Consider the following 21226-nt stretch of genomic DNA (forward strand, 5'->3'; position numbering starts at 1 on the left):
CGGCCTTCCCCGAGAAAATCCCCGACATGCCCTCGAGCGCCTGCCGCTTCCAAGAGTTGATCAGGGTCTGGTGCACGCCGTGTTTCGCCACCAGTTCGGCGACCGTCATCTCACCTCGGATGGCCTCGAGCGCCACCTTCGCCTTGAACTCGGCACCGTAGTTCTTCCGTTTGCCAGCCACGCTGTTCGTCCTTGTCATCGTTGGCGGCAAGCTTAGCCGAGCGTCCGGTTTTTGGGGACCACCTCAGATCGCTACAAGACGGCGGCGGAGGTTGCATCGGGCCAGCCCATAACGTATTTCCTCGGCACGCTCCACGGCGTCATGGATGCGAAGATGCACCAATGTGCTATCCTCGGAAGGCGAATGGGGTTCACCGAGCAGATTGCCCACCTAGAACCACCGCAGCCGCCGCTCGACAGCGAGCCACAGATCCTAGCTAACAATTACGCCTCACTGAGGAATTGGACCCATGCAGCCGAATGGTTCGCAGGCGTTTCTCAGCATGAGCGCGCCAAACGTTGGAATTCGGAATGCGTCGGTCAAAGAGGGATACCCACTGGTCTGTGGGTGGATGTTCCCCCCGAGGTCTTTTACAGGGCTGATGGAACATACCTTTGGATCTACGGCGACGTAGTCTCAGGCTTCTCAGATCGGCTTCGGGATGCGCTTGCAAAACATCCTGAGGTTCGCACCGTCGGTATAGGAAGCGGCGGCGGAAGCGTAAAAGAAGCCATAAGAGCAGGTCTTCTAGTGAGACAGATGGGGCTTTCCACCCAGCTTTCTGGGGAATGCGTAAGCGCCTGCCCGATATTCTTCTTGGGCGGCGTGAGGCGCTCCATTATGCGACCGTACCCCCGCTTGGGCTTTCACCAGGTTTCAATCGATGGCGTCGGAGTACCCTTGGAGCATCCCGTCTACGGGGTCGTTTGGGATTACGTGCAGTTGATGGGAGCCAATCCCGAAGCATTCTTAGCTGCCATGCAGAACTGGGAGCCCCACGAAATGGGTTATCTCACACCCGATCAAGCCTGCCTATCAGGCGTAGTTACGTGGTATCAGGGCGCAATCACAGACAAGTGCTGGTAAGCGCCTCTGACATGGCCCTTGCCGCCCTGCCCTGGCTCAGCCACGCTGAGGACCTCCTCCTGAACGCGAAGCCGTCACCTGCGGCTGCTCTACGGCTCAAGCCGTCGGTCACCGGACGATCCTCGTTCACTATAAAATTAGAACCCCGAAAAGACTTCTAGGTTTATTACCTTCCCGTACCAAGGAATGTTCTCCGGCGCCGCCCAGCAGCCAAGTGGCTGTCGCGGGTCAACAGAACGCGCTTCTTCCCAGTGCTCACGTTCCATTCTCCGCAACTCAGGCCGCAGTTCTAGCTCCGCATCCATCCCATACTTGTTGGCGTATTGGGTAACCGATAGTTCAAACGCATCCGCCAAAGCCTCATTCGAGACCCGCTCGCCTTGAAATTTCACGCCGCGTGTTTCAAGTGTCGATAGGCATGTGCGGTAGGTTTCGCCCGCCTTTACAACCCGGTCCTTGAGATCGTGCGACTCGGCACACTCCGCTCGACTAAACGAATCATCGTGTGCGTAGGCGAGAAACCTGATATTGGTAAAATTAACGTCGGACCTATTCTTTATACTGACCAATATGGGATATTCACTTGAGCATTCTATGTGCCCGAAAGTTGCAGTTATTCCCAGAAGCTCCTTTGGGTCGGCAGGCTCCTTGGCAGGCTTCGCTTTCTCTCCGCCGTCACGGAACAAACTCCCAACATCGCCGAACCAGCTCTCCGCATGTCCGGTGGATGCGACTGAACAACTTCCTATGACCAAAGCTGCTGCCGAAAGCCACAGCCATTTCATGCGATACCTCCCAACATGGCGACTGCCCAAGCAAGGGAGAGGATGCGTTGGGTTGCCAGAGCAAAGGCGCTTTCCGACGCCCTCAGGTCGCACCGGATACTCGCTGCACTCTCTCGCCGCTCATTCCGCCTTTCCGAAGGATCTTATTCTGCTCGTCTTCGCGACTCAACCGTTAGCAGATCAGCGGCACCGGGGCAGTCTCGATAGCGGTCGCCCGGATCAGCGCCAAAAGGTGTAGAAAATGACGCACCCCGGCAGGCCCTTGCTCTTAACGCTATAAAAACGTCGAAACCCCTATGTCATAATGCGAAGGCATATTGAGGGGCAGAATGGCGAAAATCGGATACGCGCGGGTCAGCACCGCCGACCATAACCTCGACCTCCAGATCCATGCACTGCTCGAGGCCGGGTGCCAGCAGGACGCAACCTTCTCGGACACCATATCCGGCGCCACGACAGAGCGGCCGGGCCGGGACCGGCTGCTGGCTACGGTCCAGCCAGGCGACACCGTCATCGTCTGGCGCTTGGATCGCCTCGGCCGCTCCGCCACGGACGTCATGCGGATCATCGAGCACTTCCTCGAGAAGGAGATCACGCTGTTCTCGATCAAGGAGGGGCTCGACAGCTCGACGCGCATGGGGAAGGCAATGATCCACATCGCCAGTGTCTTCGCGGAGCTCGAGCGCGAGACCATCCGCGAGAGAGTGATGTCCGGATTTGAAGGGGCTCGTCGGCGCGGCACCCATTTCGGTCGGAAACGGAACCTCAATGCCGATCAGCGCGAGGCCATTGTCCAGTGACGTGCGGAGGGCGTCTCCTGGACACGGATCGCGCACATTTGCGGGTGCTCCGTCCGCACAGATCAGAGGGTCATCCAAGGCCCAATACGGGCGCCGAGGAGGTCTTCCGCCCACCTCTAAATCTACGTTATCGACCGAGGCCGTCTTGGCAACCGCCAGGTCATGGCCCCTCCCCTGCTCCGCCGGGCCCATGCGGCACTGATACCTCCGAGGCTAATGACTGCGACTCTCGCCGTTCGCAGGAGGCCGTCGTAGCTTCAGGCACGAGCGTGCCAATCACGCGATAGAGCGCAATGATGTCCCCCGCCCTGCTCTCCACAAGTTCACCGCCAATGCCGTGTATTGCGTCGATCTGGATGCCACGGCGGCTGACTCATTCCAAGTAAGCCAAGAGCGCATTCACAAACTCATATCGGTCATCGCACGCTTCCTGAAAGCCGTTGATCTCGACGCGTGGCTCGGGGAGCCGGAAAACGACTTCGACAGAATCTATGGCATGGCGCGAGGTCGCTTTGCCCTCGACCACAACGAGCCCGTGCGGCCGGAACGCCTCGCTCTGCTCGGTGGCGTCTCTCCAAGCCGGATGCGCGCGATGATTTCGGGAGACACAGTCAACCTGAAGCGCGACGACAACAAGATGATCCCGATCACTGGAGCCCTGAACTGGCTGGAGGGGCGAGAGACTTTTGTCCCTCGCTCTGGCGGAATCAAGCCGTCGGCCGACCAGATCGACGATGAGCAACCGACGGCTCCAGGTTTACTCCCGGTCTAGACACCAGCCGGGGGTTCATCTTGGGCACGAAGACCGAACAGAGGAGATACGACAACAATCGAAATCTTCGAGAAGATGCTCGTTCGTAACATTCTGTAAACCATGTATGAGTATCCTATCCACCGTTGGGAGAAGGACACCTCCGATGAGTGATAAAAAAGAGAATGATGCATTTTCCGAAACGGTGAAGCAGATCGCCCGGGGCAACGGATATTCCGATGCTGACATTGACGGCGGGATGATGTTTTACGCCAGGAAGAATCGGCTCAGCAATCCACCTGGTGAGTTCGACAAGGCAGGCCGGTTCGATGCCGCAGAGCGGACGGAGGCCGTGAAGAGCGTACGCGCGCCCAGTCGCGCTTACCCCTACCCGGAAATGACGGCCGCTCGCACGGCGAACCACTGCGCCGAAGTATCGGGCGGTGTCCCACTGCATGTAAAAAGGATTGCGAAGGCGCGGGAACTGGTCAACCGGTGCGAAGATGCGCCTGACGAGGTGACACGCGAAGAGATCATGAGAATCCTTAAGCCGGTTAAGGAGAAGATCGGGTAATATGGATCGATGAACAAAGTAAAATCCAGTTCGAATGGAGGAGCTTTGAAGGCGCTCATTGTCTCCGATCTACACTATGATTTCTGGTCGGCAGTCGGCCGCGACCCGCTTGAGGATTGCATGGACGTCTTGGAGGGTGTGGAGGCTGTCATCCTCGCGGGTGATCTGACGAACAAAGGGCGGAAGCGCTGGCCCCGCGTGTTCGACTACATCCAAGGCAAGATTCCCGGCGTCTCGATCTATGCCCTTGCCGGTAATCACGATTTCTACGGGCAGACAATCGATGACGAGGACAAGCTCAGGCTCGTGGCCCAGGACTGCCACGTTCACTACGCTCAGGAAGCGGAGTTCACGCTGGGCGCGAGCCGTGTCTTCTGCACGACGCTATGGACGGACTTCCAACTGCCTCCAGGACGACTCCGGAACGAACACGCGGCCATCGAGAAGAGTAACGATTTCCATGCAATCCGCGTGGCCTCGGATGGCTACCGAAAGCTGCGGCCGAGCGATGTCGTCTCCAGGCATCTGCAACATCGGCGTTGGCTGGAGGAGCGGCTGGCCACTCCTGCCTCGGAAAGTATGAAAACGGTGGTGGTGACGCATCATGCGCCGCATCCCGGCGTGCTTCCAGCATCCCTCGGTGACGTGCGGGCGGCGTATGCCTCGGACCTGACAGCGCTTTTTGAAAAATATGACATCAATCTCTGGCTGCACGGACATGAGCACCATGCGCAGCCTCTGAATGTCGGACGCACCAGGGTCCGCAGCGTGTCGCTCGGCTACCCGCCGCAAGTCTCCGCGCCTCGGGACCGCATTGTGAACTGCATCTTTGCACTTTGAGGAGTCCGGCCATGACAGATTTCCGTCTCCTGCGCCGCACCGTTTATGAATCCCCGGACGGCCAGTCTGTGACTCTCTGTCTCTCGCCGTCCGCGACTTCTGATCTGCAACGGAGTATCGAGGCTCGTCTACCCGACGGCTGGGCGGAAGTGGAAAGCGTGCCCGTCCCGGTCGAGCAGTTGCCGTGGGGTGCTCCGGCTCAGGACGCCTTCTGGCCGACGATCCATCGCCTCCGAGCCGACTTGAAAGAAGCCGGGATCAAGGGTGCCGAGGATCTTGCAACGGCACCGGGATGGGTGCCCATCCTGAAGGCTCTGGCGCCCGAGCTGATCTGTCTCCAGCAAAGGCACGCGGGCACCATCAACGTGCGTCAGGTCAAGGAAAAGTTCGGCCTCCTGCGCGTCTACCTGTCTGTCGACGGAGACGACCAGGAACTAGGCGACCGTCTGCTTGATCTGGAAGACTGGTGTGAAGGACAGTCCCGAGACCGGTGCATGATCTACGGGACGCCGGGCGAGCGCCTTCGGGAGCCCCACGTGCTAACGCTCTCGCCTGACGCCGTGGCCCTCCGGGAACGTGACCTAAAGGCATTTAGACGTGCCTTCTCACCTCCTCCGTCGCCTGACCCTCTTCGTCCCTACTGCGTTCCGCCGAATTGACGCCCGCATTCCATCCGCGAAGTTCCGGATGCCGCCGTCACCGGAGCGTTCTTTGACCCACAGTATCGCGGCGTCATGGGGCCGGTTACCGTTACCCGCCCCGTCGTTTCAGTACTCGTCATCGTCCGGATGCCGATAACAATACAGCCAGTCCATGCCGACCTTAAGACGATTAGCAATCCTCTCCATTGCGTTCCCGTCGTACTCTGGTTGAACCTCGTCCGCAAAGGGATTCCCCATCTCTTCGTCATCGACCACAGCCGCAATCCAGTGATCTTCATCATATGAAACAGCTAGATATCGGCCGTCTTGGAGGGTCGCGATCCGGAGACCCCAATAGCTTGGCCCGATGGATACCCTAGGCTCGAAGTACCTAGGATTCATAATTTTTACTCCGTATTTTTCGGCGGCCTGATAGACAACGAGAGCGTAGGTGGGATCGATCTTCTCGGCGTAGGGCGACATGTTGTTTTCTCCTATGGCTATCATTTTCAGGTCGGGCGAACGGCGCCCGGTGTTGATGTGTTAAATCTCATTTTATTGCCGAAAGGCAATAGCCGACAGGGAAAAAAATTTCGGCCTCGTCTGAATAATGAGCCAGCCGTTAAATGTCTTTAAACATTTCGAAGCTTTGAGCGGCAATTTCACGCATCGCGAATACCACGGGTCAGCCCCTAGTGCCTCCGAGGCGCGCCCTCCGCGCCCAAGACGGCGCTGCCGGGAAGCGTCCAGCTGGACCTTTGCTCGGTGTCGCAGAACGCCGATTATCATATTTTTCGCCCACCACCCTCAGTGTTGACACTATGTCCGATAAGGGAGGATTATCGGACATAAGAAAAATATGAATTTCGGGAGTAAGGGTAAAAATCACATTTTCAGCCGACGGATCGACTGTCCCTCATGTCAACATTGATCCGCCAGATGCGTTAAAAATCCGGTGGCTTTGTTTCGACGCTGAGCGTGGTTCTTGAGGTGCGCCCGCATGATTGGTTATCGTGAGGCGAAAGTGGCTGTAAAACCTATTTCTTGCCCGCCTGCGCGGCAGCGGCCGCAAAGCCGGAAATTTGCGCTTCCGGAACGTGCTGGGCGGGTGCCACGGCGCCATCTTGCCTCGATCAGGAAATGCGGGCATCACTTTACCACCTTCGAAAATAGCGGGCTCAAGTCGTTTACGAAGCGTTGCATCCCAGACGATAGGAAGCTCGGAAACTTGCGCCGATTATGCTGGCATCGCTTACTGATCTCGGGCAGGAAGGCAATATGACCAAGGAAGAGGACTACCTTTACGAGCACGCACCTCTCGTCGAGGTGATCGCAGAGCTGCGCTGGCAGCTCGTGCCCATTGCGTCGATGCCTGGTGCCGAACTAGATCCTAATTTCGAGCGGAGTCACGGGAAGGTCGCCGACAACCTCGCGAAGTTGGGTTTCGGACACATCGAGCGCCTGCCGCCTTCTGACTTCCCGTCAGAGATGCTGGCGGGCCAGCCCGTCTTCCGCTACCGCCGAGCCCCTAACACGTGGCCCCTCTTCCAGCTCGGCCCCGGCCTCTTTACTGCGAATATCACGCCGCCATACGAGGGCTGGGCTGACTTCCGCGTTACGCTTGAAGCCGGTCTTGGTGCCTTGGATGCTGCTTTCCAGCTAGGCACCGAATTCGCGATGCCTCGTCTCATCGAACTCCGCTACCTCGACGCGTTCACGGAGCAGCACGGTGTAGATCGAGTGGCAGAATTTATGACGGAGCACTTGTCTCTTGACCTGAAGCCGTCGGACCGCCTGCGGACCGCGATCATGCATCCAGAGAGCGAGCACGTTCCGCTTGCTGAACTCAGGTTCCCACTCGCTCGCGATCCTCAAGACGTCTTCGTCCTAAAGGCCACTCCAGGCACGCGAGAGGGGCGTCCGGCGGTCATCCTGGACCTGCGGGTTCGCCGAAGCGTTGAAAACGGTGCCGTGACAAATGCTGCCGAGGCGCTTAAGTGGTTGGATGCGGCCCATGCCGATCTACATGAGGCGTTTGAGAACACTATCAGCGATAAGCTGCGTGAGCGGCTGGGGGAACGACGGCCGGTGAGGAGTTGAGATGGTTATCTCTGCTGTAAACGACGACTTCATGGGGCACGCCGCTGTGAAGAGCGTCCGGCCGATTGGTGCTGAACCCGGTAGCGAGCGGCGGTCGTGCCGGTGGATGACGATGGTTCCGCTTCGGGCGAGCTCGGTGCGTTCAAAAAGGGCCTACGATGGGGATGTCGAGCAGAGTCCGGCGCCCAAAGCTAACCGCAACGTAGGCGCGCTCTTCAAACTCGTGCTCCAAGGGACGGGCGGCGAAGGCATCACAGACGACATCCGTATGGACGCCATGAAAGTCCTGACGAAGTTGCCCGACGGTGTGCCGATGCCTGCTGTCGCACTGGGCGAGGAAGAGATCACCTTTCAATGGAAGCAGGGCGACCTGGCTGCTGCCGCTAGTGTCGATGGGGACGGACTCCTGGGGTACGCCTTAAAGCACGCCGGTCGTTTCGTGCCCGGAGAGGGGCCGGAGGAGTTGAACAACCCGGACCTCCCCACCGACCTTATCGAGTATCTCAGACGCTTTGACGGGTAGATGCCGGGCTGCGAGTGCGAAAAGAACCAGCAATCTGCACACTCTCCCGGCCTCGTCCTGGACGAGGAAGAAATCATCTATTGTCTGATCCACCCTGATCTCTTCGATGCTGCGTCGGGCGAGCTAAAAAACAAGGCTTTTTCCAAGAGCATCTTGAAGAAGTCGGAGCTTTCGGTCGTACGAAAGCCCTATTCGAGCGAAGCGGACACCAAGGCGAACGTAGTGGACCCACAGGTGCAGCGGAACCCATCCAGGCGCTTCTGCGGCGCGCTGACAGCGCCCACCAAGGCAATTCGGGCTCTCGCAGGAAGCTCGCCCCAGGACGTATGCGTCGCTGACGACGGCTTGCCGGGATTTCCAGCTCACGCACACCTCGGCTTTTCGGAAGAGGTGGCCGCACAGTCGAAAAGCGTCCTCGAGGCCGTCAGGTCGAACTTGATCGACGTCTTCAACGCTGGCGGCGGACCAAGAGACTTGAAGGGCGTCTACTCCTAGCGCGAATTCACTAAGCTACGCCCTCACCTCGACGACAGCAACAGGTCCGTCAGCTTGCCCACGCGCTCTCGAGCAAGCCGACGCTCCTCGTTCGGCTCCAGATTAAGCTTCTACCAGTATAGATCCTCCTCAGTGCTGCGAGGGATTGATAATTTAACAGTTGACGAACAGAATTTTCGGAGCGGGATGATTAGCTCTCGGACTTTCCCGACCCTGCCCTCCCGCCATGCTGACGGTCAAAATCGCTTCCAACGCGATGGCTTCTGACAGCGCGCCTAGGCCGAAAGCCGTGGCACCGCGTTTTATTGCCATGGTAATAATGAATCTTTTCAATATCTTATGTGCCGTTAAGGCTGCGACGAGTCTTGAGCTAGTCTTGAGCGGCGGGCGCTGGACGATTTGTCTCCGGTGCTAAACTTCCCGCATTGCGGATAGTGAGGCACCGTTGGCAAAGCCAGTGCGAAGCCGGACAATCTGTTCGGGTTCAGAAGAAAACCAAGCGAATTATCCCCACGCTACAGAGCTGATAGTCTCATTGAAGCCCGGAGAATCGCGGTCTGCGTAGGCGGTGAGGAAAGCAACTGTCAGGCCACCGCGCAGTAGAGGGCTTGCGTTTCTTGAGCAAGGATCACGAGTTCCCAAAGAACAACGTTATCTTTCAGCGATAATGTCCATCATGCGACCTCGACTCTCTTCAGGCATGCAAGGGATATTGCCTTCATCACCACCGCCTGCGCTAGGCAGTCCGCCCAGCGGCGGCCAGCGTGGGTTTGGTCGCGATGGATTGCGGCGGAGAAGATGAGCGATGGCAATGCTGCGAGCGCCGAGAGCGAGCCTCCCGGCGACGACCTTGCCAAGGCAACTGCAGAACTGCTGGCCGCTACGCTGCGGGAGCTCAGGGTAGCTTTATCTCTCCCCTCTCCTCGGCCTCCATCAAACGTAGCGCATGCTCAATCATCCCCGCGCGGCTCATGTGCGGGTTACGGACCTGGTACTGGTCCCAGCGATCCCGCGCTTGCTGCGTGCATCTAAACTGGATGTTGGATGTTGCCGCAGGCTTTGCCCGGCGATGCTTCTGCTCATGGGCATCCTCACGCCCGGGCTCCGTCACCACACTCAACGCGTCATCGACTTGCGGCACATGTTCACCGGCAGGCGGTCCCTCGGATCCGAGCCCTTCCGTGGAGAAGTGAACGTCCGGCTCGGCCTCCTCGACCGCGCAGAGGATCGCTTTGACCAATGATTCCAAATCTCCGGACGAATCGCCCGTCTCTCCGTCGACGGTCAGCGTCGAGCGTCCAAAGTTGTCTTCGACATGAACAGCTACCAGACCGTCTCTGATCTGCTGTGCCGTAATCTTGATCCGACCTCCTCGTGTCTTAAGAGGTGCTCCCCTCATGAGATGGCACTCGCCGCACAACCCCGGTGTGGCCCCTGCCTTACCATCGGCCGCCCTGCACAAGCGACGAGCGCGGCTTTGCCTGGCATTCCGGCGGCCCAGTCAACGACGGCAAGGCGTCCAGCCTTGGGTGACGGGAACCAACCAATACCAAAATCGCTGCTACCTGAGATCTGGCAGTTCGCCTGCATCACGTGCTTCGCGTCCTCGACGAACGCCTCGCAGTAGCTTTTCGGTCGCTGGCAGTCCGAAATCATACCGCCGATAGTGCGTGTCTCCGCCGCAACCGACTCTGGAGCCACAGCAACAATCGCGCTAGTTGCCGCTACCACCGCTTTGATCGTGCACCAACTCATTCACCACCTCCTCATAGTCTTCCATGTTCACAAGATGCAGATTCCGGTCCTTCCGGCGCAGGTCATCGAGAGCAAGCTCCGGCCGAGCGATCCTGACTGGACCATACGCCGGTCTCGTCATTCGCTCGATCTCCTCCGGCGACCTTTCAACGTGCGTCAGCTCGACGTGCCCATATCTCGTCTTCAGGTACCCGCTCTCGCCGGTCGTACCGAGCGTATAGATCATGGGGATCTGCGAGATAAAACCATGTCCGCTAGCCGCGCTTTCGAAGCTTTCGTAGAGCGTCTCTCCCGGCCGCAGCTTCTGCGCGATCCGGAAAGGCCACTCGAGCTGTTCGACAGTGGTGCCGGTCCACAGGAAGATGCCCTCGACCGCTTCGATGATGCGAACGTCGTCGATCATGTCGTCCAACAGAAGGGCGTCATGAGGATCCAGCGCAAGCTCCGTCAACTCATCGGCAGTGAATAGGAACCGGCCGTCCTCCGCGTCTAGGCGTTGAAAGAGGTCGTCCATTGTCAATGAGAATACCGATCTCGCGCAGTCACCAGTTCTACCTCCACGTCGGGCTCGAGATCGGGGCTCTGGGCCCAGGCGACCAGTTCCACATACTTGTGCACTCGGCGCATCTGTTCGATGTCCTCGTCGAGAAGTAGGTCAATCGGGCGCCGTCCCTTGAAGACTTTGTGCTCCCCGTGAAGCCACTGCTGCCCCTGTTCGCCTACAGAGAACGTCTCCCGGATGTGGCGGTATACCGCAAGCACGCAGGACAGCCGCCAGAGAACCGCCTCCCGGAGGACCAGCTCTTTACCGCCGAGGGCCGCCGAACGCCATTCCTGATAGGTCTCGTAGTCCGGAGCTCCGACAAGGCGCCGCATCTCGTCGGTCGTGAGGCGCCACTCTCGGGCGATGTTGAGAACGGTTCGTAGCCCGGGGCCGCTGAGGCGGCGCTTCGTGTCGATGTCGATGTCATCCATTGCGCACGAAAGTCTTCTTTGCTGATACGTAAAACGTTTTTCGCGCTATTGCAACTCTGCCGTATCGTGATCGGGTGAAGCATCCCCTTACCGAATAAGGAGCATCGTGCAAGATCAACTGTACGCGGTTCAGAAAATGACCAGCAAAGTTCTCCCCTAGATTCGCAACATTTTATGGGGTCTGCGGATACATTTCCTAGAATACAAGAAGGCGGAGCTACCGATCCAGCAGCTCCGCCTTCCCAACTATCCCCGCGTTTGCGGGGGAGGGCCTCGCGTTTGACGAGGTGCCGTTCACTCGATCCCGTAAAGACGAGGTCTAGTGTCGGGCTATCCCCACGCTAGCGGGGAATGAGACCTATATGCACAATGGCGCTGTTCAGCGCAAGCCCAAATTTCATTTTCTTGCGTTTTTGCTCGATCCTTGGCCGCAGGCAGAAGAAAAGGCCGCCCATACAGAGTTCCCGCGTGCGCGTCCCGGAGCGAGTAGAGGATCGATCTCCTGTCGAGCACCACGTGGCGGACGAGAGCGTTGAAGCTCAAGCAGTAGCCGCCTTCCCACGGCGACTCGAGTACCCACGGGCCCCAATCCTGTCGCAAAACCTGTCGTAGATGCGCTCCCCCAGCCATCGGAACCTGATGGCCCCAGAAGGCTCCCGCAGAATGAAGGAACCCGTAAGGGCATCAAGTCGTCTGGCTCACCTGGCGCCTCAACCATTAGCTCTTCTGGAAGCTCGCCCGGTCGAAGCCGTCGACCCTGCCCTTCTATCCGCCGCGAACTTGTTGGCGCGGTTCGAGGTCGTCCGCGCGACCCACCTCTTTATCGGGTGCCCGTTGGGATGATGACGCCGAACGGCCGAGATGATGATAGCCTCGTGGCCTTGTTCTGCCGCACCGCTCGCTGGTAAAGTCGGGTCGGCGACCCTACCGGACGGCATCTACCTCTGCTATCGGATTGATCCTAGGGTGCGGGAGTATCGGAAGCTGATTGGCGAGCGCTCGATGCCCCCTGCCCTTCCGAGCATTCGTCCCGATCAGCGCATCTTGCTGCTCGTCCTGTGCCATCTTCTTCGGCGACTTCTCCTCGATCCGCAGACCCGGCCGCTGCTTCTCGAGGCGTTGAAGCTGACGCTCAGCCTCTGAGGGTCGGTCCAGAAATGCCGCGCAGAAGCCTGGCCCAGGCTCCAAGCCCCCTGCTCTACCCCCGCATGGTGTCGGTTCGCAGAATCGGAAGCTCAGATCACCGACTCGTGAGTCTCCGAGAACCGATTCTGACGCGTTAGGCACATCTCGCGCGTCGGTGCACCATATTTTGTGTAAAGTTTCTGAAGTGGTACAAGCTGTTAAAATCATTTGTTATTAGAGACTTACCGGCCAACTCTCAACTTAACAATTTCGCAGGATTTGTATCATTGCTTTATTCAGCAGGTTCGTGCATCACTGTGCACACGTCGCGGTAGACGACGGTCGAGCAGCAGGAGACGAGAACGATGCAGGCACCATAGGCGATCAGCACAAATAAGAAAGCTCACCAGGTGCAACTGGCGAGCTCTCTGATTCCGCTACTGCTATGCACAGCAACCGTAAGACAGTTTCTGCATAGCAGTGGACCGAAAAGCTCGCAAGCAAAAAGCGCGTGCGAGAATGGAAAGCTGTGTCTAATGACCATGGATTTATCGACTGAACGCGGGTTTACGTCCCTCCCGCGCAACTTTTTCGCGAGCCTTCCGGAGACACTGTCGCATGGCGCGCGGCTCGCACTTGCTCACCTTTGCGAACAAGCCCACGCCGCCACGGGAACCTGCTCCATCAGCTACCGCCTACTCGGGGAGAAGCTTCGGCGGTCCAAGGCGTCGATCTCCAATTATATCCGCGAACTTCGCCAACACGAACTGATCCAAACGGAACAGACGACGCGCTTCGGCTATAAGAGTTGCTTGGTCTTCACCCTGCCCTTCTACGCTCAGTTCCGGAAGATGATGAAGACGAAAGCGGCGACCAGCAACAACGGCGCCACCGTCCCTTCTCCTACCAGAGTCAGCGGCGAGCGCGTTCAAGAGGTTGAACACCGTGTTCAGCCTGCTGAACGCAATAAAATGAACCAAAAGGATTCCTCCCAACCACTGGCACCTAATCTCGCTGCGCATGAATGTCCCGCACGCAGCAAAGTAGTCAGTGACCTTCTTGAGCAGTGGAAACTGCTGACGCGCGGCGCGCAGTATCCTGGTTTCAACGCACCTGTCCCCTCAGATCTGGTTCGACGAACTGAGAAGTGGCTCGCATCTCGCGGGAGTGCGTCCACCCCAGCATATTCGACTGATGATCTTGCTGCGATCTTGGCGGACGCTTGGGAGGATTCCGGTGTGGTCCATGGTCTCGATGAGGTCCGCGAGCGAGCTCTGATGCTTCTTCATCGCCATCCGACGAACGCTGGGCATGTTGCCTGCCGGATCGCCGATCACATCCGGAAGTCATGGCACGCTCACTGGAAGAAGGTGTCGAGCCCCGCCCAGTTCGAGACAATGCTACGGACATGTAGCGTCGGCGTTGTTGATGACCTGACGGCTAGGAGGTCGCTGGAAAGTTATCTCCGACAAGCCGAGATGTGCTCATCACCCGAGCGGAGATGAGCGTGTGCTTGAGGCGGCTCTTTCCTCACACGACAACGCGGCGCCTGAGTGCCACCTGAATATTTCTAGAGAAATAATTCGGATCCCGCCGTGGGTCTGCGGAAGGCAAGTCGCCTCCCATACAACGCGAGCAGTCGGATGAGTATTTCTACAGAAATACTAGCGCCACTCCTCGGAGAACATCTGTCTGCTGGATGCATTCGGCGGCAGACGCCTCTCCGCCTTCCGGCCATATTTCTACAGAAATAATTCGACAGATTGTGCAGGTTCGTGCATGAACAGGGCAGAAATAGCAAACACCTAGGGTCGCCTGGGGGATCAAGAGGAGCGAGCATGTCCTTACTTGACTTCGTACAGCATGCGTCTGAGGTCATGAAGACCGTTGACCTCCAGCAGCAACGGAGGTTGACCCTGCGATCTAGGGTGAGGAAGACCTTCTCCACCCGCGATCTCGCCGGTCTCTTTGGTGTCGAATATGGCTGGCTGCGCAACCACCTCATGTACCTTCAAGACAAGGAGCCCGCGCTTCCCCAAGGGGTGCTGAGCGGACGTGATCGGGCTTACACTCCTGACGAAGCGATGATGATGCGGGCTGTGTTGCAGGTGCCGTCAGCAGGTAAGGCCAAATACGATTACCTCTTTTGGCGTCAGCCGGGCGATCCGTTACCTGTTGTCACTTTCGGTGCGCAGAAAGGCGGGACAGGGAAGTCTCTGACGGCGGCCCACTTCGCTCAGTATCTCAATCTGAACTATGGACTCCGGGTCGGAATCATCGATAGCGACCCGCAGGCGACGGCCAGTCTCTACTTTGCTGATGATAAGATCAGCCTCGACGCCTCTGACATGACGAAGTTCATCGGTGCTTCTGAACCAGGGATGACCGTAAGAGATGAACGGTCGGCCGAGGAGCTTGATGCGATGTGGCAGCCGACGCCATGGCCGGGTGTTCGGCTTCTGCCGGGCGGACCCGAGATCACCAGCGGCGACATTGCACTCTTCTTCCTCGCGAAGAACGGCTACGCCGTGCACCGCTTCCTTAAGGATTCAATCGCTCAGTGGGATGAAGGCTGTCCCCCAACGACACGCTTCGCGGATCTTCGTAAAGCAGACGGATCGTTCGACGTCGACCGTTACAGAACAGCTCTGACGGAGACACTGGATGTCATCATCATCGATCAACAGCCCTCACTTACCTTGATGCAGTTGAACGGCGTGGTGGCGGCGACGAACCTGGTGATCCCGCAGACAGTGAAGGGCATCGACCTGTCGACACTAACGACATACGTGAACGGCATCAGAGACGCGCTGGAATACTTCGTTGATTCCGGCACCGATAAGGTCGATGACATCGGCGCCGGGCAGCATATCATCCTGCCCACCATCGTTCAGGAAGCGAACGAGCAGGATAAACTGCAAGTGAGAGACCTGTACCTGAAGGCAATGGAGCGCGGTCAGGAACTCTTCGCGAGCTGCTTTTACACCCGCTCTGATGCAATCGCGAATGCGTCGGAGGAGTATAAGAGCATCTACGAATATGATCCTCCACGCAGCCGCAAGGCGTCAGCGAAGAACTTCATCACGAACGCAAACGCAGTAAACGACTTCCTGGTCAGCCGCATCTGGGAGAATTTTCCGACGAGGGGTTACTCGGAAGCGTTTATCAAGGAGCATTGGACCGAAGATGGCGCGCAGTAAGAAGATGAGTGTTCCCGCCGGGCTGATCCCTACCGCCAAGCGCGAGCAGCCGCAGGATTCGATCCCCACTGAAGAGAGCAAGCCGGTTGCAAAGCAGGGCAGGAAGCCAAACTACTACGCTCCTGCTAAGCTGGCATCGAATTCAGCCTTCGATAAGCTGGCAGGAATCCGGGGGCTTCTTGAGGAAGGTGTTATGAGCGGCAGCCTTCCCGTGCTGCTCTCCCCAGAGCAGATCATAGATGAAGTCGGCTCCGACCGCATCCAGGACCTTCCTGCGGAAGCACAAGGTAAGGCTCAGGAGGAGTTCGATCAGCTCGTCCAGAACATCAAGAAGAGGGGGCAGCGGCAGCCTATCTGGGTTCGCCCGGTTTCGCCAGATTGGGAGCCCAATCCTAATTCACCCCAAGAGATCCAGCCGGAGGCACAGTTTGCATTGCAGTCGGGGCGACGCAGGCTGGCGGCCTGCAAGACTCTCGGAAGGCAGGTCGCCGCGTTTATTTCCACAGAAATATCGCGTGGCGCTCGCGTCTCGGATCTCGAGGAACGCTACTTCGAGAACACGGCCCGAAAGGATCTGAGCCCGTTTGAGAAGCTTCTGTCGGTCGGTATGATCTACAAAGAGCAGCATCAGCAGTCGAAGAAGAACCAGGAAGAGGTAGCGGAAGAGCTGGGTATCAGTCAGGGAACCGTGTCGCTTGGATTTTCCTGCCTCCAACTCCTCGACCAATTCCAAGAAGCTTACGGCGACCGGCTCACGGAACTTACGCAGACCGAGATCAAGGCAATCGTCACGAGGGAGAAGAGGCGTCTCAAAGGACGAGAACCTGAAGAAGCCAAGCGGAATACAGGGGGGAGTGCCCAGAATATTGCTACAGAAATATCTGCTGCACCACTTCCGCTGGAGATCCCCCTCAAGCGCGGCGGTAAGCTCAAAATCAAAACACGTGCCAAGGGTTTGACGCTCGCAGTGGACGGACTGAAGCTTAGCGAAGGTACCCGCGAGCGCTTTACCCAAGAACTGACGGCGCTACTGGAAAGATACGAGAACGACCAGTAGGGCAGGGGGCTATATCTGATCTTGCAGGAAGCCGGAGAAATCAAATGGTCTCCGGCTTCCTGCTTCGGTAGCGCGCAGAATATTCTCATTGCGACCACGACCGACCGCCCGACGGGATGTCTTCCCCCTTTTTAAGCGGGTAGCTTAATATGGGGGAAAGGCCAGGAGGTGACCAAGCTCGCGTGCAAGGGGTAAGTCACCCCGGAGTCTCGTCAGCCACCGCGATCAGCCTCTTCGGTTGCGCCTCCGGCGAAGGTGCCTCGAGACATGGGCATCGTAGATTTCCCGCCGGGCGTGTCGGTGACTTTCGTTCCAGTCGACGTCCAGCAGCAGCGTTCCGGGCGCGCGTAGAGCGGTCGCCCAGCATAGCGCCGTTCGCTGTCACACATCGCCAGCTGGGAGACGTGGAGGGAGTCGGGCTATTGCGACGGAACTCGCTATGATCCTTCGCCTAGGAGACATAGCCAAGCGTTCGTCGCCAACGACCACCGATACGGGGATAGTTCCAGGCGGAAGACCGACGAACGTCTAGATGACCATTTCGTAGCCCAGATGTTCGCCATTCGCGCTGGCTTCCTGGTGCGGCCGTCGGAAACCTAGGAGCTGACGCTGGCACGCTCCCGCGACTACATGGGCCTCACGGTACTCGGGCCGACGAGGTCACCTGCGGTGTCGGCATCCTTCTTCGTATATGCAGGCAGTTAATCGTGTGTATCCGGTTATAGCCAGTAGAAGCGGCAGGATGCCCTTCGCGCAATAGCACGTACGAGCACTCCGTCCATGTCTACCACGGCAACAGCTCGGCTTCGCCATACACGGCGAGGAATCTGGGACTTCACTTCCTCGGCCCACTCGCGCCAGTTCGGGCCCTCCGGCAGCGTAATGCCTCCATGCAATGTCGTCCTAAGAAGCCTGATGAGAACGGACTACAGGTATCGTAACCAGCAACGGGTTGCGGCCCGGAAAAAATATTAGTGGGGTACGCAATAAGCCGTTGACATTCACCACAATGTACGCTAATGAAGGCGCATCAACTCGCAGCCGCGAGGTGGCTTCGACAACGCATACAGGCATCAGTTCGTAAAAACTGACAGCGCGCCGAAAAATACGATCTCCTGGATCGAAAGTAGGCAAAGCCTGATCGCTACCCGCCGATTTAGGCGGCTTAGAATACTAAGTGAGCCTAGCTCATTACCCGTCGAATAGACGGCGTAGAAGGACCCCGCAGACTAACGGTCGCGGGGTTTTTTCGTTCTCGTGGGCGGACCTGATGTCGAGATGCGGCATCGGCTACCAACGATCACAGTCCTTCTGGCAACATGCGCGCTCAAAAAAATGACGTTCTTGAGTGCTGGCGTTCTGAGTAGAAACGCGCCAAAAAGGAGGTATAAGCGCAGCCCCTTGAGGACGATCAACCTGCTGTGGGTTGGCATTTGCGCAAGCGAAGTCCTATATCCCTATTGAGGAAGTGCCTTGGTGAAAGAGATCGTTGTCAGCACAGGCGGGGCAGGGAAGGCTGCGCAGGTCGACGTCTCTGTGCGCGCCCTGTTTGACCGCAGGTCTCGAACTCCTCATCGGTGCAGTGCTATTCTAACCCTGCGCTGAAGGTGACGGAGCATGAGGTTTGAAGAGACTACTCTGGAAGATCTCTGTGAGGATGCCGGGTGGCGGCACGTGGTCACAGAGTCCCATCCTCCTCGGATCCGTTTGACTGAAGGTGGTCGTGACCACCGTTTGGAAGGCGGCTTCGCTTTAGCTCTACTGAAGATTCCAAATCCGGCCGACCGAGCACAGGAGGCAATCAGGAGACTTGCCTTGGTATTCGACGTTTGGGGTGCTCGAGAAGTCTTGGAGCGCGCGGAGCGCGATATCGCGAGGGAGAACGATGCTTGCCTTCCGAACGTAGACCGCCAGAACCTCTTGCAGCGCGTCCGCTCCCATCTGGCCCAGAGACCGGAGGACGGGGCAGAAGAGATCGCGCATGACCTCCAGCTCCGGAAGAGCCTCGTCCAGAAAGCGCTGAGGATCCTGAACAATCGTCGAAAGCCACAAAACGGCTAGTTCGTGATAGACAAATCGACGACCACGGGTGCCACACCGCTTACACGATTGCCCGTTGGGACGCTGCACACGCTTGACGGGTGACTTCGGGACCGAGACTGTGCCCCAGACGTCGATCAGTGAGTGTGTGCATGGGTGTAGTGAAGGATACGATCATAATAGGCAGCCTGTTCGTGACGGTGCCGCTTATCTGGTGGTCATGGACGTCGGAGACGATGAATCCGGCCAAACCGGAGCCGTCCGCAGAAGAGCAAATGGAGAGCGGGGCGCGCTATGCCTGCCGATACTTCATCGAGCCGCGCCTCCGGAATCCGGACTCGGCGGACTGGGGCGCGATGGGAGATCACTCGTACGCATCGTGGCCTGCAAGCGCAGATGTCGGAAGCGGCCGCGTCACCGTGAACCCTCGCTTCCGAGCCGAGAACGGCTTCGGCGGCATGACGATCAGCGACTGGCACTGCGAGGTTCAGAAGGACAGAGATGATTGGGTGCTAGTCTCACTTACAGAGCATTAGTGAAGGGTATCGGTCCAACGGCAATAACATCCGACTTTCTTCGGAAGACCGGAAACACGTTACTGAGTTAGGAGAGCGGTCAATGAAGTCCGCATATAGTTCTGGTCGTAGCATTCTTGCGCTGGTAATTCTATAGGGTGGCTCGGGGCCATCCTGGGTGGATCGCTTGCATCCGCAGGGCTTGCAACTTGGGAGGCTGGGTATGGCCCGTTCCTGCTTCCTGATGGCATCGCCTTAGTTGTAAGCGGGCTTGTTCAAGTAGCACTGGCGCGAGTCGGGATCGCGATTTTCGACCAAGCGGGATCATAGTCGCGAAACTCTACATGTAGTGCGCGAGTATGGAGTGCTTCATGGCCTCGATTTTGCTCCGCTTGCGGCCGTTTCAAAGGCTGAAGGTTCGAGAAAAGCGGAGGGTACTAATGAGCGTCTGGAAGCCAACAAGGGTGTGGACTATCGAGGCTACACAATCGAGCAGCGTGATAACAGGTGGTATGTCGGCGACGAGAAGTTTCTGACGCTCGGGAAGGCGAAGGCCCACGTGAAATCACTGACCGGGCAGTGAGCGCCATATGGGATTCATCTTCGGTTGCCTTTTGATCTGGATAATCGCCCACACAATCGTGACCGCATACCGCGACAAAGGTGAGCGGAAGAAACTCTTCGATGAAATGCGTCAGGAGCCGCTGGAAACGATTTTCCTTACAACCTATTCCTCGGCGTTCGTCATATTTTTCATCGGCATCTTCATTCCCGCCCTCGGAGAGGTCGAGGTGGGGGACACGGGATGGAGACTCTGGCAGGTAGCTGGGGTTGTCAGCTTCGGTAGGGTTGCGGTGCAGCTGTTCTGCGGGTGGCCCAAGCTGAAGTGATCTCGACGCACGCTTGTCGGCGCCTCGATACGCTGCCACATGCGCACCTATGACCAAGCTCTCGAGCATCCCCGAGCACCACCTTTACTTCGAATGCCGCTGCGGGCACCGGGGCGACGTCTCGGTGAAGTCGCTGATCGCCCGCTTCGGTGAAGACACGTCGCTACGCGAAGTAGATCGCCATGTCCGGTGCACGGCATGCGGAGCTAGGGAAATCGCAGAATCCCGTATTTTCTATCGAGGCAGCTCAGAAGTCGCCATGCAGGGGTCGGCACGACAGGAAGACGGCCGGTCGGGAGACTGGGTGGACACCGGCGAATAGGCAGGGCGTCAGATCACGTCGGCCGATAACTGCATCTCTTCAGCGTCCTCGCGCATCTTCCGCATGGATGACCGGATGATATCGTTGATCCGGGTAACCGCCACGTTATCATGGTGGGCCAAGACCTTGGCGGGGACATCCTCGAGGTGCCGCTTGCGAACGAGGTTTGCGTCGGGATTCCTGCTCGATGACATCCAGGGCAGTGCTGCCGGTATCCTCAAGCGTCTCCTAGATGGTCAGCGGCCCGTCGGATCCGATGAACTGCGCCGATGTCGAGATCTGCCACTTCCGCACGAATTCCTTGGCTTGCTCCGTTTCCTCGCGCTGGGTCTCGCTGATCCGCCGACCGGCCGGACTCTTGATGAGCCGTGCCGGTCTCCTTCGCCTTCTCGACCTCCTGCGCAATTTGCTTGCGTGCCCAGGTCGCGAAAAAGACGCTTTGCTTGCATCGAATGAGCCAGCCGCCTTTATCGCATCGGACGATGCGCACAGCCCTGCCACCGGCGCAGGAACGGCGGATGTCATAGCCTTGGACCGGACGCCCGTTTCACCCGGGACGGAAAATACGATTTTCCTGACCTCGAAAAAATTTTCTACTCGCAACATGTCCGCTCAAAAATATGATTTTCTTGAGTGGTGAGGTTCGGAGTGGAAATTCGCGGAGAAATCGGTATAAGCGCAGCCCCTTGAGGATAACAAATCGGCTTTGAGTTGGCGTGTGCGCAAGTGAAGTCGTATATCCCGTGTGAGG

General features: G+C 57.9%; 22 protein-coding genes. 16 read left to right on the top strand and 6 right to left on the bottom strand.

Annotated elements, in window-relative coordinates; all coding sequences use genetic code 11:
• A partial coding sequence (locus tag BM162_RS20335; RefSeq protein WP_143096250.1) for a transposase occupies positions 1 to 181 on the bottom strand: 181 nt, incomplete at its 3' end.
• A 183-nt stretch (positions 182 to 364) separates the two neighbouring features.
• Here BM162_RS20335 and BM162_RS23175 point away from each other — a divergent pair.
• Positions 365 to 1087: a hypothetical protein gene (locus BM162_RS23175; protein WP_143096251.1), complete on the top strand. Its 723-nt coding sequence runs from the start codon at positions 365 to 367 to the stop codon at positions 1085 to 1087.
• Positions 1088 to 1224: 137 nt separating this feature from the next.
• Here BM162_RS23175 and BM162_RS22565 read toward each other — a convergent pair whose 3' ends face one another.
• A complete protein-coding gene (locus tag BM162_RS22565) occupies positions 1225 to 1872 on the bottom strand; it encodes a hypothetical protein (RefSeq protein WP_143096252.1) in 648 nt (215 codons plus the stop codon).
• A gap of 329 nt (positions 1873 to 2201) precedes the next feature.
• Between BM162_RS22565 and BM162_RS20345 the strand changes: the two genes are divergently transcribed.
• The 5 genes from BM162_RS20345 to BM162_RS20365 all read left to right on the top strand — a co-directional run bounded on the left by BM162_RS20345 (position 2202) and on the right by BM162_RS20365 (position 5496).
• Positions 2202 to 2672 (top strand): recombinase family protein, encoded by a 471-nt coding sequence (locus tag BM162_RS20345; RefSeq protein ID WP_093425517.1) that lies wholly within the window; start codon positions 2202 to 2204, stop codon positions 2670 to 2672.
• 337 nt (positions 2673 to 3009) lie between these two features.
• Positions 3010 to 3444, top strand: a complete 435-nt coding sequence (locus tag BM162_RS20350) for a hypothetical protein (protein ID WP_093425518.1) — start codon at positions 3010 to 3012, stop codon at positions 3442 to 3444.
• Positions 3445 to 3589: 145 nt separating this feature from the next.
• Positions 3590 to 3997 (top strand): hypothetical protein, encoded by a 408-nt coding sequence (locus tag BM162_RS20355; protein ID WP_093425520.1) that lies wholly within the window; start codon positions 3590 to 3592, stop codon positions 3995 to 3997.
• A 45-nt stretch (positions 3998 to 4042) separates the two neighbouring features.
• On the top strand, positions 4043 to 4837 hold the full coding sequence (locus BM162_RS20360; protein ID WP_218153151.1) for a metallophosphoesterase: 795 nt from the start codon (positions 4043 to 4045) through the stop codon (positions 4835 to 4837).
• An 11-nt stretch (positions 4838 to 4848) separates the two neighbouring features.
• A complete protein-coding gene (locus tag BM162_RS20365; protein WP_093425523.1) occupies positions 4849 to 5496 on the top strand; it encodes a hypothetical protein in 648 nt (215 codons plus the stop codon).
• A gap of 108 nt (positions 5497 to 5604) precedes the next feature.
• On the opposite strand, the gene BM162_RS20370 is transcribed toward BM162_RS20365, so the two are convergent.
• A complete protein-coding gene (locus tag BM162_RS20370) occupies positions 5605 to 5961 on the bottom strand; it encodes a hypothetical protein (RefSeq protein WP_093425524.1) in 357 nt (118 codons plus the stop codon).
• Positions 5962 to 6756: 795 nt separating this feature from the next.
• Between BM162_RS20370 and BM162_RS20375 the strand changes: the two genes are divergently transcribed.
• Genes BM162_RS20375 through BM162_RS20385 form a run of 3 tightly spaced genes read left to right on the top strand, consistent with a single transcriptional unit; the run spans position 6757 to position 8596 of the window.
• Positions 6757 to 7578, top strand: a complete 822-nt coding sequence (locus BM162_RS20375) for a TIGR04255 family protein (protein WP_218153152.1) — start codon at positions 6757 to 6759, stop codon at positions 7576 to 7578.
• 1 nt (position 7579) lies between these two features.
• Positions 7580 to 8101 carry a hypothetical protein gene (locus BM162_RS20380; protein WP_093425527.1) on the top strand — a complete coding sequence of 174 codons (522 nt, stop codon included), beginning with the start codon at positions 7580 to 7582 and terminating at the stop codon, positions 8099 to 8101.
• Positions 8102 to 8596 carry a hypothetical protein gene (locus BM162_RS20385; protein ID WP_093425529.1) on the top strand — a complete coding sequence of 165 codons (495 nt, stop codon included), beginning with the start codon at positions 8102 to 8104 and terminating at the stop codon, positions 8594 to 8596. It abuts the gene before it with no gap.
• Between the two features lie 895 nt (positions 8597 to 9491).
• Here BM162_RS20385 and BM162_RS20390 read toward each other — a convergent pair.
• The 3 genes from BM162_RS20390 to BM162_RS20400 all read right to left on the bottom strand — a co-directional run bounded on the left by BM162_RS20390 (position 9492) and on the right by BM162_RS20400 (position 11326).
• On the bottom strand, positions 9492 to 9836 hold the full coding sequence (locus tag BM162_RS20390) for a hypothetical protein (protein ID WP_093425530.1): 345 nt from the start codon (positions 9834 to 9836) through the stop codon (positions 9492 to 9494).
• A 474-nt stretch (positions 9837 to 10310) separates the two neighbouring features.
• Positions 10311 to 10763, bottom strand: coding sequence for a hypothetical protein (locus BM162_RS20395; protein WP_143096253.1), 453 nt, complete (start codon positions 10761 to 10763; stop codon positions 10311 to 10313).
• 104 nt (positions 10764 to 10867) lie between these two features.
• Positions 10868 to 11326, bottom strand: coding sequence for an antitoxin Xre/MbcA/ParS toxin-binding domain-containing protein (locus tag BM162_RS20400; RefSeq protein ID WP_093425533.1), 459 nt, complete (start codon positions 11324 to 11326; stop codon positions 10868 to 10870).
• A gap of 1661 nt (positions 11327 to 12987) precedes the next feature.
• Here BM162_RS20400 and BM162_RS22570 point away from each other — a divergent pair.
• The 7 genes from BM162_RS22570 (at position 12988) to BM162_RS22585 (ending at position 21115) form a co-directional block, all read left to right on the top strand.
• Complete coding sequence (locus tag BM162_RS22570) at positions 12988 to 13956, top strand: helix-turn-helix domain-containing protein (protein WP_143096254.1); 969 nt, start codon at positions 12988 to 12990, stop codon at positions 13954 to 13956.
• Positions 13957 to 14289: 333 nt separating this feature from the next.
• Positions 14290 to 15651, top strand: a complete 1362-nt coding sequence (locus tag BM162_RS20410; protein WP_093425536.1) for a ParA family protein — start codon at positions 14290 to 14292, stop codon at positions 15649 to 15651.
• The gene (locus BM162_RS20415) at positions 15638 to 16708 is read left to right on the top strand and encodes a ParB/RepB/Spo0J family partition protein (protein ID WP_093425538.1); all 1071 of its coding nucleotides are present in this window, start codon (positions 15638 to 15640) and stop codon (positions 16706 to 16708) included. Before BM162_RS20410 ends, BM162_RS20415 begins: the two co-directional genes overlap by 14 nt.
• A 2201-nt stretch (positions 16709 to 18909) precedes the next feature.
• Entirely contained in the window at positions 18910 to 19284 is a 375-nt protein-coding gene (locus tag BM162_RS20425) for a hypothetical protein (protein ID WP_218153153.1), read from the top strand.
• A 343-nt stretch (positions 19285 to 19627) separates the two neighbouring features.
• Entirely contained in the window at positions 19628 to 19846 is a 219-nt protein-coding gene (locus BM162_RS22580) for a hypothetical protein (RefSeq protein ID WP_143096256.1), read from the top strand.
• A 7-nt stretch (positions 19847 to 19853) separates the two neighbouring features.
• A complete protein-coding gene (locus BM162_RS20430) occupies positions 19854 to 20153 on the top strand; it encodes a hypothetical protein (protein ID WP_093425542.1) in 300 nt (99 codons plus the stop codon).
• A 554-nt stretch (positions 20154 to 20707) separates the two neighbouring features.
• Positions 20708 to 21115 (top strand): hypothetical protein, encoded by a 408-nt coding sequence (locus tag BM162_RS22585; RefSeq protein ID WP_143096257.1) that lies wholly within the window; start codon positions 20708 to 20710, stop codon positions 21113 to 21115.
• Positions 21116 to 21226 lie beyond the last annotated feature (111 nt).

This window comes from Tranquillimonas alkanivorans (genome assembly GCF_900115595.1).
GTDB classification, from domain to species: domain Bacteria; phylum Pseudomonadota; class Alphaproteobacteria; order Rhodobacterales; family Rhodobacteraceae; genus Tranquillimonas; species Tranquillimonas alkanivorans.